Origin of the sequence: Labrenzia sp. C1B70 (assembly GCF_000475395.1) — a bacterium.
GTDB classification, from domain to species: domain Bacteria; phylum Pseudomonadota; class Alphaproteobacteria; order Rhizobiales; family Stappiaceae; genus Roseibium; species Roseibium algicola.
Genome location: NZ_AXCE01000009.1, coordinates 109692 through 124838, shown reverse-complemented (window position 1 = coordinate 124838; position 15147 = coordinate 109692). Strand labels below are relative to the sequence as shown.

The window sequence follows — 15147 nt, the reverse complement described above, 5'->3', positions numbered from 1 at the left end:
CCTGTAAAACAGCATCAGGCAATCGTGTCGGCCAGCCGGGCAATATCCTCCAGATGCGGTGCACTGGACTGGGCCCCTGTCACGGTGCAGGCAAGCGCACCGGCGGCGGCACCTTCCTTCAAGGCACGTTCGAAGGACGTCTTGCGATCGAGAGCGGCAGCCAGGGCGCCGCAAAAGGCATCGCCCGCACCGGTCGTATCCACCGCGTTGACGGCGGGAGAAGCGAAGCGATAGCGCGCGGTTGGCGTACGGGCGAGAACACCGTCCGCACCAAGGGTGACGATGACGTTCCGGCCACCTTCCGCCAACTTCAGCGCGAATGTTTCCGTGTCACCGGCAATGCCGAGACGACCTCCGATCTCTGCTGCCTCGCTCACATTGACCACAATCGTACCGGCAACATCCAGACAAGCACTCAGGTCGCCCTCAGGCACAGGAGCCGGGTTCCAGATGACCGTGCCTGCCGCATCCCGGGCAAGCCTGGCACCTTCGATCACCTCAACCAGAGGCACCTCTCCCTGAACGAGCAGTGTCTGACCAGGCCCAAAACCGCCTTCCAGCCAGGAGGCTTCGACACGCGCATTGGTGCCGCTGGCAACGATGATCTGGTTTTCCCCTGCCGGATCGATGCCGATCAGGGCAAGGCCGGTCGACCCGGCCATGGTGCGAACGCCTGAAAGATCGACGCCGGCTTCGCGCAGATTAAGCAGCGCGAGTTCGGCAAAGCTGTCCTGTCCAACCGCGCCGATGAAACGAACGTCGGCCCCTGCCCGCCTGGCAGCCAACGCCTGGTTGGCGCCTTTCCCACCTGGAAATGTCTGGTGATCGCGACCGCTCACCGTTTCGCCGGCAGTCGGCAAGCGGGGCACGGCAACGACCAGATCCAGATTGATGGAACCAAAGACCGTAATCATGTCGCCTCCCCCTTTTTTTACAAAAGGTTAGACACCGCACGCCCAAGCGCAACAAAAAAGCGCGGAAGTTTCCCTCCGCGCTTTCAGCCGTCTGTTCTGTTGGCCTGTTACTTCGTGCCGTACATACGGTCGCCGGCGTCGCCAAGGCCCGGAACGATATAGCCCTTCTCGTTCAGCTTCTCGTCGATGGAGGCGGTGTAGACCGGCACGTCCGGGTGGTTCTCGGTGAAATTCTTGACGCCCTCAGGTGCTGCGAGCAGGCAGAGGAAGCGGATGTTGTTGGCTCCGCGCTCCTTGAGCTTCTGTACTGCTGCAATCGCCGAGTTGGCGGTGGCCAGCATCGGATCGACCACGATCACCAGACGCTCGTTCAGGTCTTCCGGAGCCTTGAAGTAATACTCCACCGGCTGAAGGGTCTGCGGATCGCGGTAAAGCCCGATGTGCGCCACGCGCGCCGACGGAACCAGATCCAGCATGCCTTCCAGAAGTCCGTTGCCCGCGCGCAGAACGGAAGCGAATACCAGCTTCTTGCCGGCCAGGGTCGGCGCCTGCATTTCGGCAAGCGGCGTCTCGATGGTCTGGTAGACGAGCGGCAGGTCGCGGGTGACCTCATAGCAGAGCAGCGTGGAGATTTCCCGCAGCAGGCGCCGGAACCCCTGGGTGGACGTTCCCTTGTCGCGCATGATGCTCAGTTTGTGCTGAACCAGCGGGTGGCTGATGACAGTGGCTCCGGACATATCTGCCTCTCTTCTCAATGGGGCCATAACACCGGCCCGGTCTCATGATTTTTTATGTTCGGGACCTATGCCCCGAACGGCAACCAAAAAACAGACCCCGGGTTCATGAAGTGCCCGAGTTTTTTCGCTTCCTGCGGGTGTCCTTGCAAATAAATGCCGCCAGCCCGGCTGGTTCCACCTTCCAGGATGCAGGTGAGCGGCAATTGATCCTGATGAACCTTGAGCTCGTGCCGCAGCAGTTCGGCCAGCCTGTCGGTCAGGGCAAGCGCCACAGCGCGGATTTCGACCATCCGGTCGCGTTCGGCCTCTGCTGACAGTGCCGTGTCCGGTTCAACAATTTTCAGGACACCGGCGTCGAGGAACAGGGCCGCGTGGGCAGGATCGGCCGGTGGCGTCAGTGCCTCCAGTCCGGAGACTTCAAACCCGGCCCAGGCAAGAGGTTCGATCAGTGAATAGACCATCTCCTGGGCAGCCTGATGGAACGGCACAACAGTTCTCTCGGAAACCGCACCCCGCTGGTAATGTTCGAAGCTGTCGCCATAGACCATGTTGCCGTCGCCAGCGCCGCCGTCCCAGAGCGGACAAAGCGATTCCAGCACGCGGTCGAGCAGATCCCTTGCCGAAACCACGCCATCGCTTTCCTTTGCCATCCGGACTGCAAGACGGCCGGGACGGGTCTCGTCCCCTTCCCCGAAAAGATCCGGCCGCAGGGCAAGCGCTTCACCGAAGCGTTTCAGATGGCGCTGCATCGCCTCGAGCAGGTCGTCATCTTCCCTTGCGTCCCACTGCAGGCCTTCGGAGAGTTCCATCCGGTCCATCTGCACGAGCGTCTGCGCATCGACGCGATAGGGATCGGTCATTTCACCGGAAAAGGAACCTGCCGCGAACATGTGAAAGGCGGCCAGTGCCGAAGCCTCCTGACCGGTCGCCTTGGTGTCCGTCATCCGGTCTTCAAAGACCCAGCCCTCGGGGTGACGGGTTTTCATGTAGGTACCCAGGATGGCAAGGTCGGCTGCAGCGGCAAGCATTTCTTCGGCGGTTTCAAATTCGCGCGCATTTGCCAGCGCACCCCAGCGGTCGATGCCGCCGGCCTCGTAATTCCGCCAGATGCCATAGGGTGGAATGTGAAAATCCGGATAGTTTTCCCGAGTTGTTTCAAGCACCTTGGCCAGGGCTGTCTCAAGCAGGTCCGGAACCGCTTCGACATGGGCGAGTTTGCCATCTGTGGCGAGCTTCAAAAGCTCATAGGCCTTTTCCCGAACATGTTGCGGCCGGAACAGGGACAAGGCTGGTTGGGTATCGGTCATGGAGATCGCCGGATCTGGAAAGGATTGTGTGAAAAGACGCTGCCCTCGCCTATCTGCCCACCATAACCTTGTCAAACCGGTTCGTCATTGGTCATCATCTGTGTGATTTGAACCCAAGCCTTTCAACCACTCCACACCGGAAGTTTCATGTCTGCCGTTGTCTCAATCGCCGCCCTTCTCGTCGGATCCGGACTGCTTTTGCTCGCCGGCGGCCTTCACGGCCTCCTGTTGCCGCTCGCCGGTCTCGCCAACGGCTTTTCCGATGCCTCGCTCGGTCTGCTCGGCACCGGCTGGGCAGTCGGATATGTCAGCGGCTGTCTGGCCGTGCCGGTCATCGTGAAGCGTGTGGGCCATGTGCGGGCCTTCGGGGCGCTTGCCTCGCTGGCGGGCATCTCGGTTCTCCTGAACCTCCTGTTCATGGATGCCGCTGTCTGGATCGTGCTGCGGGCGATCACCGGCTTCTGCTTTTCCGGCGCTGCCATGATCGTGGAAAGCTGGCTGAACGAACGTTCGACCAGCGAAACGCGCGGGCGGATCTTCGGCATCTACACGATGATCAACCTGGGGGCGACGACCGCCGGACAGATGTTGCTGACGCTTGGCGATCCGACCGGCTTCTTCTTCTTCGTTCTCGGTTCGATCATCTACTCGCTGTCGCTGCTGCCGACAGCGTTGTCCACCGCCGCATCGCCCCAGCCCCTGACACAGGCGCGGCTGGATCCGAAAAAACTCTGGCGCAATTCACCGATCGCAGTGGTCGCGGTTTTCATGGTCGGCATTTCAAACGGGTCCTTCGGCACCTTGGGTGCGGTATATGGACTTCGCATCGGGTTGGACGTACCGGAGATTGCCATCATGATGAGTTTGGCGCTTTTGGCCGGCGCAGTGGTGCAGATCCCGGTCGGCATGCTGTCCGACAGGCTTGACCGGCGCCTCGTGCTGGTCGGTCTCGCCGTAACCGCCATGAGTTTCGGGTCCAGCCTGTCGTTCTTCGGCGGCACCGATCCGACCCTCACGGTTCTTCTGATCGCAGGTTTCGGCGGCGTGGTCTATTCCATGTATCCGGTGATCGTCGCCCACGCGAGCGACCACGCAGAGCCGGGTGACTTTCTCAGGATCAGCGGCGGTCTTCTGCTTATCTTCGGGGCGGGTACAATGCTTGGACCGTTGCTCGCTTCGGGCTTGATGACCTTCACTTATCCGGGCGCACTCTTCCAGGTGACGGCGGCAGCGCATCTTTCCATGATGCTCTTTGCCCTCTGGCGCATGCGTCAGCGTGCTTCGCTTCCGCAGGAAGACAAGTCCGATTTCGTGATGGCGGTCTCGACCGCGCAGATTACGACCCCGGAAACGGTAAGCCTCGATCCGCGCACGGAAGTGGACGAGACCGGTGGGGAAATCTGAGGGGGCTTGAAGCCATTACCTTCGGCATTCATCGCCCTTCTCCCCTCATTCTGAGGAGCCGCTTCAGCGGCGTCTTAGGATGAGGTTTTGGGGATGAGAGGGCGAAAGGCGAGAAAGCTCACTAGAGTTCTCGCTGAACCAAGCCAATGCAAAGCAGCCGCGCCTATGGCCGACGTCATTCCGGACAAGTGCAGCAAAGCTGTACGCCGGTCCGGAAACCAGACATCAGCGTGAGCGAAGCGACCTCGCCTGAAACAAATCTGGCGTGCACTCAGCGTGCGGCGCATCCGGCATGTTGCAGAAGACCTGCCTCAACCCGTCGGCGCCTGCTTTGCGCTTTCCAGTCGTACAAGGAGCCTTTTGCGTGTGGGCTCATCACAGAAGGCGGCTTCGATGGCCGTGCGGGTGACTTCCATCTGATCATCGAAACTCCATCCGAAGGTTTCGGTGACCGATGAATATTCCTTGCCGAGCGTGGTGCCGAAAAAAGGCGGGTCGTCGGAGTTGAGCGTGATCTTCACGCCCTCCTTGCGCAGCATGTTGACCGGGTGGAAGCGCAGGTGAGTGTAGACGCCCAGAGCGATGTTCGACCCGGGGCAGACCTCCAGCACGATCTCCTCGTCGACAAGGCGCTTGACCAGATCCTTGTCCTCGATTGCCCGCACACCATGGCCGAGACGTTTCACACGCAGGAATTCGAGTGCCGCGGTCACACTGTCCGGACCGCCGAACTCGCCCGCATGTGCCGTCGTGCCCAGTCCGGCATCCGCTGCCATGCGGAAGGCCTTCGCGAAATTGGCCGGGTGGCCGGAGCGTTCATCCCCGGCCAGGCCGAAGCCCGTGACCAGAGGATGCGGATTGCCGATCACTTCCTTGATGACCCGTTCGACGGAGGCCGAACCGAAATGGCGGACGCCGATCGCGATCATTCGGCCTTCGATGGCAGTGTCTGTCTTGGCGCGCTCGATCCCGGCGGCCAGTCCCTCGACATAGGAGCGGTAGGACAGGCCGGCGGCCTGAGCATGGTCTGGCGAGATGAAGATCTCGCCGTAAATTGCCCCTTCCGCCGCCAGCATGCGGAAATAGGTTTCTGCAAGCAGGGCGTAGTCCGCCGGTGTCCTGAACACCGAACTTGCAACGTCATAGGCTTTCAGGAAGGTGGTGAAGTCGGACCAGATGTATTTGCCGTTACCGTCGAGGACGGCCGAAACATCCTCGCCGCGCTTGTCGGCAAGGCGCTTGACCAGGGTCGGTGGCGCGGCGCCTTCGATATGACAATGCAATTCCGCCTTCGGTACCGTGATGGCGTCGCTCATGTCCCGCGGGTCCTCATTCGAGTGTGTGGCGGGCCGGTTTTCCGTCTTTCCGCAGAAAGGACGGACGAGTGGCCCGCGGTTATTGTGCCCGATTCACCGGATTGCCGGAATGCGGATGCGGTTACAGAAAACTCGTGCCGTTCGGACCGACCGCGATGCCCAGATGATCGGCGATACTTTCACCGATATCGGCATAGGTCTTGCGACCACCGACGCTTCTGCCTTCGAGACCCGGACCGGTTGCGATCACCGGGACATGTTCGCGGGTGTGGTCCGTGCCACGCCAGGTCGGATCGCAGCCGTGATCTGCCGTGAGGATCAGGAGATCACCGTCCTTCATCCTGGCAATCATTTCCGGCAAGCGGCGGTCGAAATGCTCCAGTGCGGCTGCATATCCCGGAACATCCCGGCGGTGACCATAGAGGGAGTCGAAATCGATGAAATTGGCGAAGATCAGGTCGCCATCGGCAGCCTCATCCATGGCTTCCAGCGTCTTGTCAAACAGCTGGTCATTGCCTGCGCCCTTCAGCACTCTGGCAACGCCCTGATGCGCGAAGATGTCGGATATCTTGCCGACGCCATAGACCGTGCGCCCTGCCTCTGTCAGACGGTCGAGCAAGGTCGGTTCCGGCGGCAGCACCGAATAGTCACGCCGGTTGGCGGTGCGCTGGAAAGTGTCCGAAGTTTCGCCGACGAAGGGTCGCGCGATCACCCGGCCGATGTTGTAGGGATCGGCAGATTCACGCGCGATCTCGCAAAGTTCGTACAGCTTCTCCAAACCATAGTGTTCTTCGTGGGCGGCGATCTGGATGACGGAATCTGCCGACGTATAGAAAATCGGCTTGCCCGTGCGAATGTGCTCTTCGCCAAGTTCGGCAATGATCACCGTGCCGGAGGCGTGTTTGTCACCCAGGATGCCGTTGAGGCCTGCCTTCTCGCTGATCTTTGCAATCAGCTCTTCCGGGAAGGTCGGGATCGTTTCCGGAAAATAGCCCCAGTCGAAGCGCACAGGTACACCGGCGATTTCCCAATGGCCGGACGGCGTGTCCTTGCCGTTGGAAACTTCAGCAGCATAGCCCCACAGGCCTTCCGGCTCGCCATCGAAATCCAGGCCCGGCACGTCCTTGCCGGTGGACAGACGCCCTGCCGCGCCCAGGCCGAGCCGGTCCATGTTGGGAACGTTCAAGGGGCCGGAGCGCAGACCGTCCTTGTCGCCCTCACCGGCTGCACAACGCGCCGCGATGTGGCCCAAAGTGTCGGCCCCGGCATCACCAAAGGCTTCCGCATCCGCGGCACCGCCGATACCGAAACTGTCCAGAACGCACAGAATTGCACGAGGCATGGACATCTCCTCAAATTTATCATTGCCGGCCGGTTCGGCCGGAGAGGTTCCGGGCGACCATTCGCCCGGCACGCATTTTCCCGGTCAGGGCGCGATGCGCTCGACGACGCTTGGCCTGTCGATGACATCGGCTGCGGAGCCGATGGTGTAGGCTTTGCGCACCGCGACGGCTGCTTCTTCGGCCTCTGCCTCGGTTCTGGCATGGACAATCGCCAAGGGCGCATCCGCGTCGACCGTGTTGCCGACACCGGCAAGGCTGGTCAGGCCGACGGACGGATCGATCACGTCTGCCGCCGCCCGGCGTCCACCGCCAAGCGCGACGACCGCAACGCCCACTGCCCGGGCATCCACACCCGTAACGACGCCGTCATGTTCGGCATAGACCGGCGCTTCCACCGGCGCCTTGGCGAGATAAAGTTCCGCCTTTTCCATGAAGTCGGCAGGTCCGCCAAGCGCATGAACCATCTGGGCGAACTTCTCAGCCGCCTTGCCGCTCTGAAACGCTTCACGCATCATGCCGGCACCGGCCTCTGCATCAGCGGCAATGCCACCCGAGGCAAGCAGTTCGCCGCCTTGTGCCACGGTGACATCCCAAAGGCGGTTGTCGATTGCCGTGCCTTTCAGGAAGTCGACAGCGTTCTGCATTTCAACCGCGTTGCCGGCGGCAGACGCAAGCGGCTCGTTCATGTCGGTCAGGAGAGCCGTCGTTTTCAAACCCGCCCCGTTCGCGACCAGCACCAGGCTTTCGGCAAGCGCACGAGCATCTTCAAGTGTTGCCATGAAAGCGCCCGTGCCCCACTTCACGTCCAGCACCAGTCCCTGCAGACCGGCTGCCAGCTTCTTGGACAGGATCGACGCGGTGATCAGGTCGATGCTCTCCACCGTGCCGGTCACATCGCGGATGGCGTAAAAACGCTTGTCGGCCGGAGCAAGGTTGCCGGTCTGGCCGATGACGGCACACCCGATTTCCTTGACCACCTTCTTGAACAGCAGATTGTCCGGTTGCGTCTGATAACCCGGGATGCTGTCGAACTTGTCCAGCGTGCCGCCCGTATGACCCAGGCCACGACCGGAGATCATCGGTACTGCAGCGCCACAGGCGGCAAGCGCCGGCGCCAGCATCAAGGAGACGTTGTCGCCAACGCCGCCGGTGGAATGCTTGTCCAGGATCGGCGCGTCGATGCCCGACCAGTCCATGACATCGCCACTGTCGCGCATGGCGAGCGTCAGAGCCACACGTTCGTCGACGGTCAGCCCCTTGAAGAAGACAGCCATGGCGAGTGCAGCCACCTGGCCTTCCGTGACCGAGCCGTCTGCCAGGCCCTTGACGAAGAACTGGATCTCCGCCGCGTCCAGCGTTCCACCGTCGCGCTTCTTTCTGATGAGTTCTTGCGGCAGCATTTGTTGTCCTTCTTGAAGCCGTCTCAATAGCCGTGGTGGGAGTGGTCCACGATTTCCTGGCCCTCGATCGTCGAGATCAGCGCATCCAGAAGACCGCTGGCACCAAAGCGGAAGGTGTGTGCCGATACCCAGTTCTGGCCCATGATCTTGTCGGCAAGCGCCAGGTAGGCAGCTGCGTCCTCGGCGGTGCGGATACCACCGGCCGGCTTGAAGCCGATCACGCGCTCGGCGTTGTCGCGGCGGGCTTCCTCAATCACGGTGAGCATGATCTCGGCTGCTTCCAGCGTTGCATTGACGGCAACCTTGCCGGTCGAGGTCTTGATGAAATCCGCACCTGCCCCAATGGCAATGTTGGAGGCTGCGTGGATCAGCAACGGATCCTTGATTTCACCCGTTTCCAGGATGACCTTGAGCAGTGCCGGTTCCGGAATGGCCGCCTTCACGCGGATGATCTGCTCTTCCGCAAAGCCCTTGCGGCCAGCGCAGAAAGCCTTGTAGGGCATGACCAGATCGATCTCGTCGGCTCCATCGGCAAGTGCCTGCTTCGTCTCGGCCAGGACGGCTTCCGTATCTTCGCCACCTTCAGGGAAGTTGACCACGGTCGCCACCTTCACGCCCGTGCCGGTCAGTTCCTGCGCGGCCTGCGCCACGAACCGCGGCCAGACACAGACAGCCGCAACCGACCCGTGATCCGTCACGGTCCGTCCGGTCAGCTTGGAAATATCCGCCGCCGTGCAGTCGTCGTTGAGGTTGGTCAGGTCGACGAGCCCGAGGGCCCGTTTGGCGTGTTCGATCATGTCAGTCATTGGCCGATCTCCTTCACGAATGCCCGCACCAGCTGTTTCATGCGTTCCATACCCTGCAAGGCGACGGACTTGGTTTCGTCGTGAGACAGCGCGTGCGTCTGCATGCCTGCGCCGTAATTGGTGATAATCGACATGGCCGCGACGCGCATACCCAGGAACCTGGCCATGATGACTTCCGGCACGGTTGACATGCCAACCGCATCCGCACCCAGTGTCTTGGCCATGCGGATTTCGGCAGGCGTCTCGAAAGACGGGCCGGAGAACCACATGTAAACGCCCTCGGCAACCGGATCGCCGGTTTCCTCGGCAACCTTCTTCATCGCCGCACGCAAGTCCGCATCGTAGGCGGTGCTCATGTCGAGGAAGCGCTTTTCGTCCTCTTCACCGATCAGCGGGTTCATGCCCGACCAGTTGATGTGGTCGGAAATCAGCATGGGCGAGCCGGGAGCAACTTCCTGGCGCAGAGAACCAGCCGCATTGGTTGCCAGCAGGATCTCGCAGCCGAGCTCCTTCAGCGTTTCCACCGGCGTGCGCATGACCGTCGGATCACCACCCTCGTAATAATGGGCCCGGCCCGACAGGATCACCACCGGCACCCCGGACAGCGTGCCGGCAACCAGCTCGCTGGAATGGGACGTAACGGTGGAGACCGGAAATTCGGTCAGGTGCGAATAGGGAATGCGAACAGCGTCCTCGACTTCCTCGGCGAGCGCGCCGAGGCCGGAGCCGAGGATCATGCCAATCTTGTACGAGCCCTCCCGGGCTGCGCGGACGATCTCCGCGCATTCACGGCCGAAACCACTCATTGTGGGTCAGTCCTTCTTATTTTGACGTGTATTCCAGTTCGAAGGCGGCAGGCAGCAGCTCATCCATCGTGAAGCTGCGCCGGATACCGTCGAGATCCGCGACATGGACGACCAGATCGTCCGTGCCGAATTCCTTCAGACGCTGGCGGCACATGCCGCAGGGCGTGCACAGGGCCGCATCGCCAATGACGACGGCTTCCGCAATTTCGCGGTAACCGGCGGCAATCATGGCGCTGACCGCCCCACCTTCTGCACAAACGCTCACCGGGTAGGAAGCGTTCTCCACATTGCAGCCGATGAAAACAGTGCCGTCCGGTGCACGCAAGGCCGCGCCGACCAGGAAGTTTGAATAGGGTGCATATGCGTTTTCACGAACCGCTTTTGCGGCCTCGAACAACGCGTCCAGATCGCTCATGAACGCTCCTTGAGATACGGAATGCCAGCCGCCTTCGGCGGGATTGCCTTGCCGATGAAACCTGCAAGCAGGATCACGGTCAGAATATAGGGCAGTGCCTGGAAGAACTGCACCGGAATTTCGCCGATACCGGGTAATTTCTGACCCTGCATCCGGATGGCGACAGCATCGAGGAAGCCGAACAACAGGCAGGCCAACATCGCGTTGGCCGGTTTCCACTTGGCGAAAATCAGGGCCGCCAGCGCGATGAAGCCCTTGCCCGCCGTCATGTCCTTGATGAAGCCGGAGGACTGGGCGATGGAAAGATATGCTCCGGCTACACCGCACAGGGCACCGCAGGCGATGACCGCCCGGTAACGCAGCCAGGTGACAGAGATGCCGGCCGTATCAACGGCCGCCGGGTTTTCCCCGACCGCACGCAGGCGCAGCCCGAAACGGGTGCGGAACAGCACCCACCAGGTCAGCGGCACGGCCACGAAAGCCGCGTAGACCAGGATGTTGTGGCCTGACAGCAGTTCGCTGTAGATGCCGCCAATGATCGGAACATCGCGCAGTTCTTCCGCGTAGGGCCAGACGATGTCCCTAAACCGTCCGCCTTCCGGCAGTGAGGGTGTACGACCGCCCTGGCGGAACCATGTCTGCCCGAGCAGCGCGGTCAGGCCCGCTGCCAGGAAGTTGATAGCGACGCCGGAAACGATCTGGTTGCCGCGGTTGGTTATAGATGCAAAGCCGTGGATCAGCGCCAGGCCGATCGAAACCGCCATGCCCGCCAGAAGGCCGATCCAGGCGTTTCCGGTCATGTAGGCGACCGCACCCGCCCCAAAGGCTGCGCCGAGCATCTTTCCTTCCAGGCCGATATCGACCACGCCGGAGCGTTCAGAGTAAAGCCCTGCCAGACAGGCCAGCAGAAGCGGTGTCGACAGGCGGACTGTGGAATCAAGTGTCAGGATCACGATCTCGAACATGATCACGCCTCCTTCTCGGCAAGAGCCCGGGAGGGCGTGAACAGCTTGATGATGGTCGGGCGGAACATGTGCTCAAGGGCACCGGCGAACAGGATCACAAGGCCCTGGATGACGATAATCATGTCTCGCGTGATGTTGGGCATTTCGAACGAAAGTTCCGCGCCGCCCTGATAGAGCATGCCGAACAGAATCGAGGCCAGAACGATGCCGACCGGATGCGCCCGCCCCATGAGGGCAACCGCGATGCCGACGAAGCCGTAGCCGGTCACGAAATCGATCAGCAGACGGTGCTGTGACCCCATGATCTCGTTGATCGCCATCATGCCTGCAAGACCACCGGATATGAGCATGGTGATGACGATGGTGCGCACCGGCGAGATGCCGGCATAGACCGCGGCTGTGGCGTTGGCACCGAAGGACCGGATTTCGAAACCGAGCTTTGTGCGCCAGATCAGCACCCAGACCAGGACACAAGCCGCCAGCGCCACGAAGAGCGACAGGTTGACCGGCGCATAGCCGAAGCCGAAGGACGGGAATATGTCGTTCAGGAACGGCAGACGGCCGCCGTCCTCGAAGGTTCGCGTTTCCGGCTGCATGGAGCCTGGCTTCTTCAACGCGTTGTTGAGCAGATAGACCATCAGCGACGAGGCGATGAAGTTGAACATGATGGTGGTGATCACCACGTGGCTGCCGCGGGTGGCCTGCAGCCAGGCCGGAATGAACGCCCAGGCGGCCCCCATCAGCGCCGAGCCGATGATGGCAAACGGCAAGGTGATGTACCACGGCACGATGTGGTCCAGCGCCAGACAGGCTATGGCGACCCCGAGACCACCGATATAGGCCTGGCCCTCACCGCCGATGTTGAACAACCCGGCATGAAAGGCAACGGCCACGGCCAGGCCTGTGAAGATGAAGTTGGTGGCATAGAACAGCGTGAAGCCGATGCCTTCGCCATAGCCAATGGAGCCCCAGACCAGGAGCTGCACCGCGTCCAGCGGGTTTTCCCCGATCAGGACAACGACGAGGCCGGACACCAGGAAGGCGGCGGCCAGGTTCAGGAACGGGATCAGGCCGTAATCGACCCAGCGCGGGAGCTGACCGGCACTCATCGGGCGCCTCCTTCAACAGCCATCTTGTTGTTATCTTCCACACCGGCCATCAGCAGGCCAAGTTCGCCTTCTTCCGCATCGCCGCCGCGTTCACCGACGATCTTGCCGTCGAACATCACCAGCACCCGGTCGGACAGCGCCCGGATTTCGTCGAGTTCCACCGACACCAGCAAAATGCCCTTGCCGGCATCGCGCATTTCCACGATCCGGCGGTGGATGAACTCGATGGCGCCGATATCGACGCCGCGCGTCGGCTGACCGACCAGGAGCACTTCCGGATCGCGCTCGATCTCGCGCGCCAGCACGATCTTCTGCTGGTTGCCGCCCGAGAAATTGGCGGTCTTCAGCATCGGGTTCGGCGGGCGGATGTCGTATTTCTCGATTTCGGCCACGGCGTTTTTCTTGATGGCGGCAAGATCCATCAGAAGGCCCCGGGAGTAGGCCGGGTCGCGGTGGTAGCCAAGGATCGAATTCTCGTATTCGGAGAAGGAATTGATCAGGCCCATCCGGTGCCGGTCTTCCGGCACGTGGCCCATGTTCTTGGCGCGCATGTCGGCAGCGTCGAGCGTGCTCGTTCCCAGATCGATCGTCTCGCCGTTGATCTTCAGCGTACCTCTGGTGGCGCGGCGAATGCCCGCAAGCGTTTCCAGCAGTTCCGACTGGCCGTTGCCGGAGACACCGGCGATCCCGACAATCTCTCCCGCACGCACATTGAAGGAAACGTCCTTGACCACCTGCACGCCGCGGCTGTCTGTCACCGTGAGGTTCTCGACCTCCATCACCGGAGCCTTGGGTTGCGCCGGCTTCTTGTCGACACGCAGCAGCACGCTGCGGCCGACCATAAGCTCGGCGAGTTCTTCCATCGAAGTGTTCGCGGTTTCGCGCGTTGCCACCATCTCGCCGCGGCGCATGACGGAAACAGTATCGGTCGCCGCCATGATCTCGCGCAGCTTGTGCGTGATCAGGAGAACCGTCTTGCCTTCGTTCTTCAGAACTTCGAGGATCTTGAACAGGTGATCGGCTTCGGCTGGCGTCAGGACACCGGTCGGCTCGTCAAGGATCAGAACCTCCGCGCTGCGGTAGAGCGCCTTCAGGATCTCCACCCGCTGCTGCAGACCGACCGGCAGATCCTGAATCAGGGCGTCCGGATCGACTCGCAGTTCGTATTCTTCTTCCAGCCGCTTGAGTTCTGTCCTGGCGCGATTGATGCCGCCGGACAGGAGCGCGCTGTCCTCGGCGCCCAGAACCACGTTCTCCAGGACAGAGAAATTGTCGACCAGCATGAAATGCTGATGCACCATGCCGATGCCCATGCCGATGGCGGCTTTCGAGTCCGAAATCGTGACCTTCTTGCCGTCCACCAGGATGTCGCCGTCATCGGCCTGATAGAAACCGTAGAGAATGGACATGAGCGTCGACTTGCCCGCCCCGTTCTCTCCGATGATACCGTGGATGGAACCCTTCTTCACCACAAGGTCAATGTCCTTGTTGGCGTGAACCGGGCCAAAGCGCTTGTTGATCTTGCGCAGTTCGATTGCCGGCGTATCGCTCATGCGTTCCCCCAGGCCTGACTGTTTTTCTTTGTCATTGTTATTGCCCCTCGCCGCTGCCTCGCGGTGTCCCGATCAGAAAGGACATGCTCCGTCGGTGACGACGTCATGAACCTTGACGGTGCCGTCGGAGATGGCCGCAACGGCGGCATCCGCCGCCGCTTTCATGTCCGGCGTGATCAGGTCCTTGTTGTTTTCGTCCAGCACCCAGTCCATGCCGCCATCCGCGACGCCCAGCACCTTTATGCCGGGTTCGAAGGTGCCGTCCTTCGCCGCCTGAAAGCTGTCGTAGACGGCGTTGTCCACGCGCTTGCGGATGGACGTCAGGACCTTGCCCGGATGCAGGCCGTTCTGGTTGCTGTCGGTGCCCATGCCGAGGACGCCCTTGTCGGCAGCTGCCTGCAGCACACCAATGCCGGTTCCGCCCGCTGCCTGAATGATCACATCGGCGCCCTGATTGATCTGGCCGATGGCAAGTTCGCCGCCGCGAACAGGATCCGCGAAAGCGGCCGGCGTATCGCCCGTCATGTTGGACAGAACCCTGATATCCGCCCTTGCGGCCTGGCCGCCCTGCTTGTAGCCGCACAGAAACCGCTGGATGATCGGGATATCCATGCCGCCGACAAAACCGATGGTGCCGCTCTTGGAGGCCATGCCGGCCAGCAGACCGCCGATATAGGCACCCTCATGTTCCTTGAACACATAGGAGCGCACGTTCGGCTGATCGACCACCATGTCGACGATGGCAAAATCCGTCTTGGGAAAATTGGGAGCCACCTGGCCAAGCGCGTTGGCCTGGTTGAAACCGATTGCGACAACGGGAGACGCGCCCCGGCTGGCAAAGTTCCGCAGTGCCTGCAGGCTTTGCGCATCACGCTCCAACTCGAATTCCCTGACGTCGCCGCCCTGGTCCTGAAACCGTTTCACGCCGGCAAAGGCGCTTTCGTTGAAAGACCCGTCGAACTTGCCGCCGACGGAATAAACGATGGCCGGTTCGGCCAGAGTTGCGGTTGTTGTCATGAAGACAGCGCAGGCCGCAGCAATGACGCCTGATGTGAGACGGAGCATCCTGTCC

At 61.4% G+C, this 15147-nt stretch carries 14 protein-coding genes; 1 reads left to right on the top strand and 13 read right to left on the bottom strand.

The genetic code is table 11. The features are described from left to right. Window positions 1–14 precede the first annotated feature (14 nt). The 3 genes from Q666_RS45675 to Q666_RS45665 all read right to left on the bottom strand — a co-directional run bounded on the left by Q666_RS45675 (window position 15) and on the right by Q666_RS45665 (window position 2958). A complete protein-coding gene (locus tag Q666_RS45675; protein ID WP_022999738.1) occupies window positions 15–914 on the bottom strand; it encodes a ribokinase in 900 nt (299 codons plus the stop codon). A gap of 107 nt (window positions 915–1021) precedes the next feature. Further along, window positions 1022–1651, bottom strand: coding sequence for a uracil phosphoribosyltransferase (upp, locus tag Q666_RS45670; protein ID WP_022999737.1), 630 nt, complete (start codon window positions 1649–1651; stop codon window positions 1022–1024). Between the two features lie 65 nt (window positions 1652–1716). Next, entirely contained in the window at window positions 1717–2958 is a 1242-nt protein-coding gene (locus Q666_RS45665; RefSeq protein WP_022999736.1) for a DUF1688 family protein, read from the bottom strand. A 147-nt stretch (window positions 2959–3105) separates the two neighbouring features. Between Q666_RS45665 and Q666_RS45660 the strand changes: the two genes are divergently transcribed. Beyond that, window positions 3106–4362, top strand: a complete 1257-nt coding sequence (locus Q666_RS45660; protein WP_022999735.1) for an MFS transporter — start codon at window positions 3106–3108, stop codon at window positions 4360–4362. Window positions 4363–4673: 311 nt separating this feature from the next. Here the strand turns inward: Q666_RS45660 and Q666_RS45655 are convergent, their stop codons facing one another. From Q666_RS45655 to Q666_RS45610, 10 genes are all read right to left on the bottom strand, one after another. After that, window positions 4674–5678, bottom strand: coding sequence for an adenosine deaminase (locus Q666_RS45655; RefSeq protein WP_022999734.1), 1005 nt, complete (start codon window positions 5676–5678; stop codon window positions 4674–4676). A gap of 121 nt (window positions 5679–5799) precedes the next feature. Next, window positions 5800–7020, bottom strand: a complete 1221-nt coding sequence (locus Q666_RS45650; protein WP_031268897.1) for a phosphopentomutase — start codon at window positions 7018–7020, stop codon at window positions 5800–5802. Between the two features lie 84 nt (window positions 7021–7104). Beyond that, window positions 7105–8421, bottom strand: a complete 1317-nt coding sequence (gene deoA / locus Q666_RS45645; RefSeq protein ID WP_022999732.1) for a thymidine phosphorylase — start codon at window positions 8419–8421, stop codon at window positions 7105–7107. A 23-nt stretch (window positions 8422–8444) separates the two neighbouring features. After that, window positions 8445–9227: a deoxyribose-phosphate aldolase gene (gene deoC / locus Q666_RS45640; protein WP_022999731.1), complete on the bottom strand. Its 783-nt coding sequence runs from the start codon at window positions 9225–9227 to the stop codon at window positions 8445–8447. Next, on the bottom strand, window positions 9224–10033 hold the full coding sequence (locus Q666_RS45635; protein WP_022999730.1) for a purine-nucleoside phosphorylase: 810 nt from the start codon (window positions 10031–10033) through the stop codon (window positions 9224–9226). The genes deoC and Q666_RS45635 overlap by 4 nt, the downstream gene beginning before the upstream one ends. Before the next feature lie 16 nt (window positions 10034–10049). After that, a complete protein-coding gene (cdd, locus tag Q666_RS45630) occupies window positions 10050–10448 on the bottom strand; it encodes a cytidine deaminase (RefSeq protein ID WP_022999729.1) in 399 nt (132 codons plus the stop codon). Next, window positions 10445–11413, bottom strand: a complete 969-nt coding sequence (locus tag Q666_RS45625; RefSeq protein WP_031268896.1) for an ABC transporter permease — start codon at window positions 11411–11413, stop codon at window positions 10445–10447. Before Q666_RS45625 ends, cdd begins: the two co-directional genes overlap by 4 nt. Window positions 11414–11415: 2 nt before the next feature. Beyond that, window positions 11416–12522 (bottom strand): ABC transporter permease, encoded by a 1107-nt coding sequence (locus Q666_RS45620; protein WP_022999727.1) that lies wholly within the window; start codon window positions 12520–12522, stop codon window positions 11416–11418. Next, window positions 12519–14075 (bottom strand): ABC transporter ATP-binding protein, encoded by a 1557-nt coding sequence (locus Q666_RS45615; protein ID WP_022999726.1) that lies wholly within the window; start codon window positions 14073–14075, stop codon window positions 12519–12521. The genes Q666_RS45620 and Q666_RS45615 overlap by 4 nt, the downstream gene beginning before the upstream one ends. A 72-nt stretch (window positions 14076–14147) precedes the next feature. After that, window positions 14148–15140 (bottom strand): BMP family ABC transporter substrate-binding protein, encoded by a 993-nt coding sequence (locus Q666_RS45610; protein ID WP_022999725.1) that lies wholly within the window; start codon window positions 15138–15140, stop codon window positions 14148–14150. Window positions 15141–15147 lie beyond the last annotated feature (7 nt).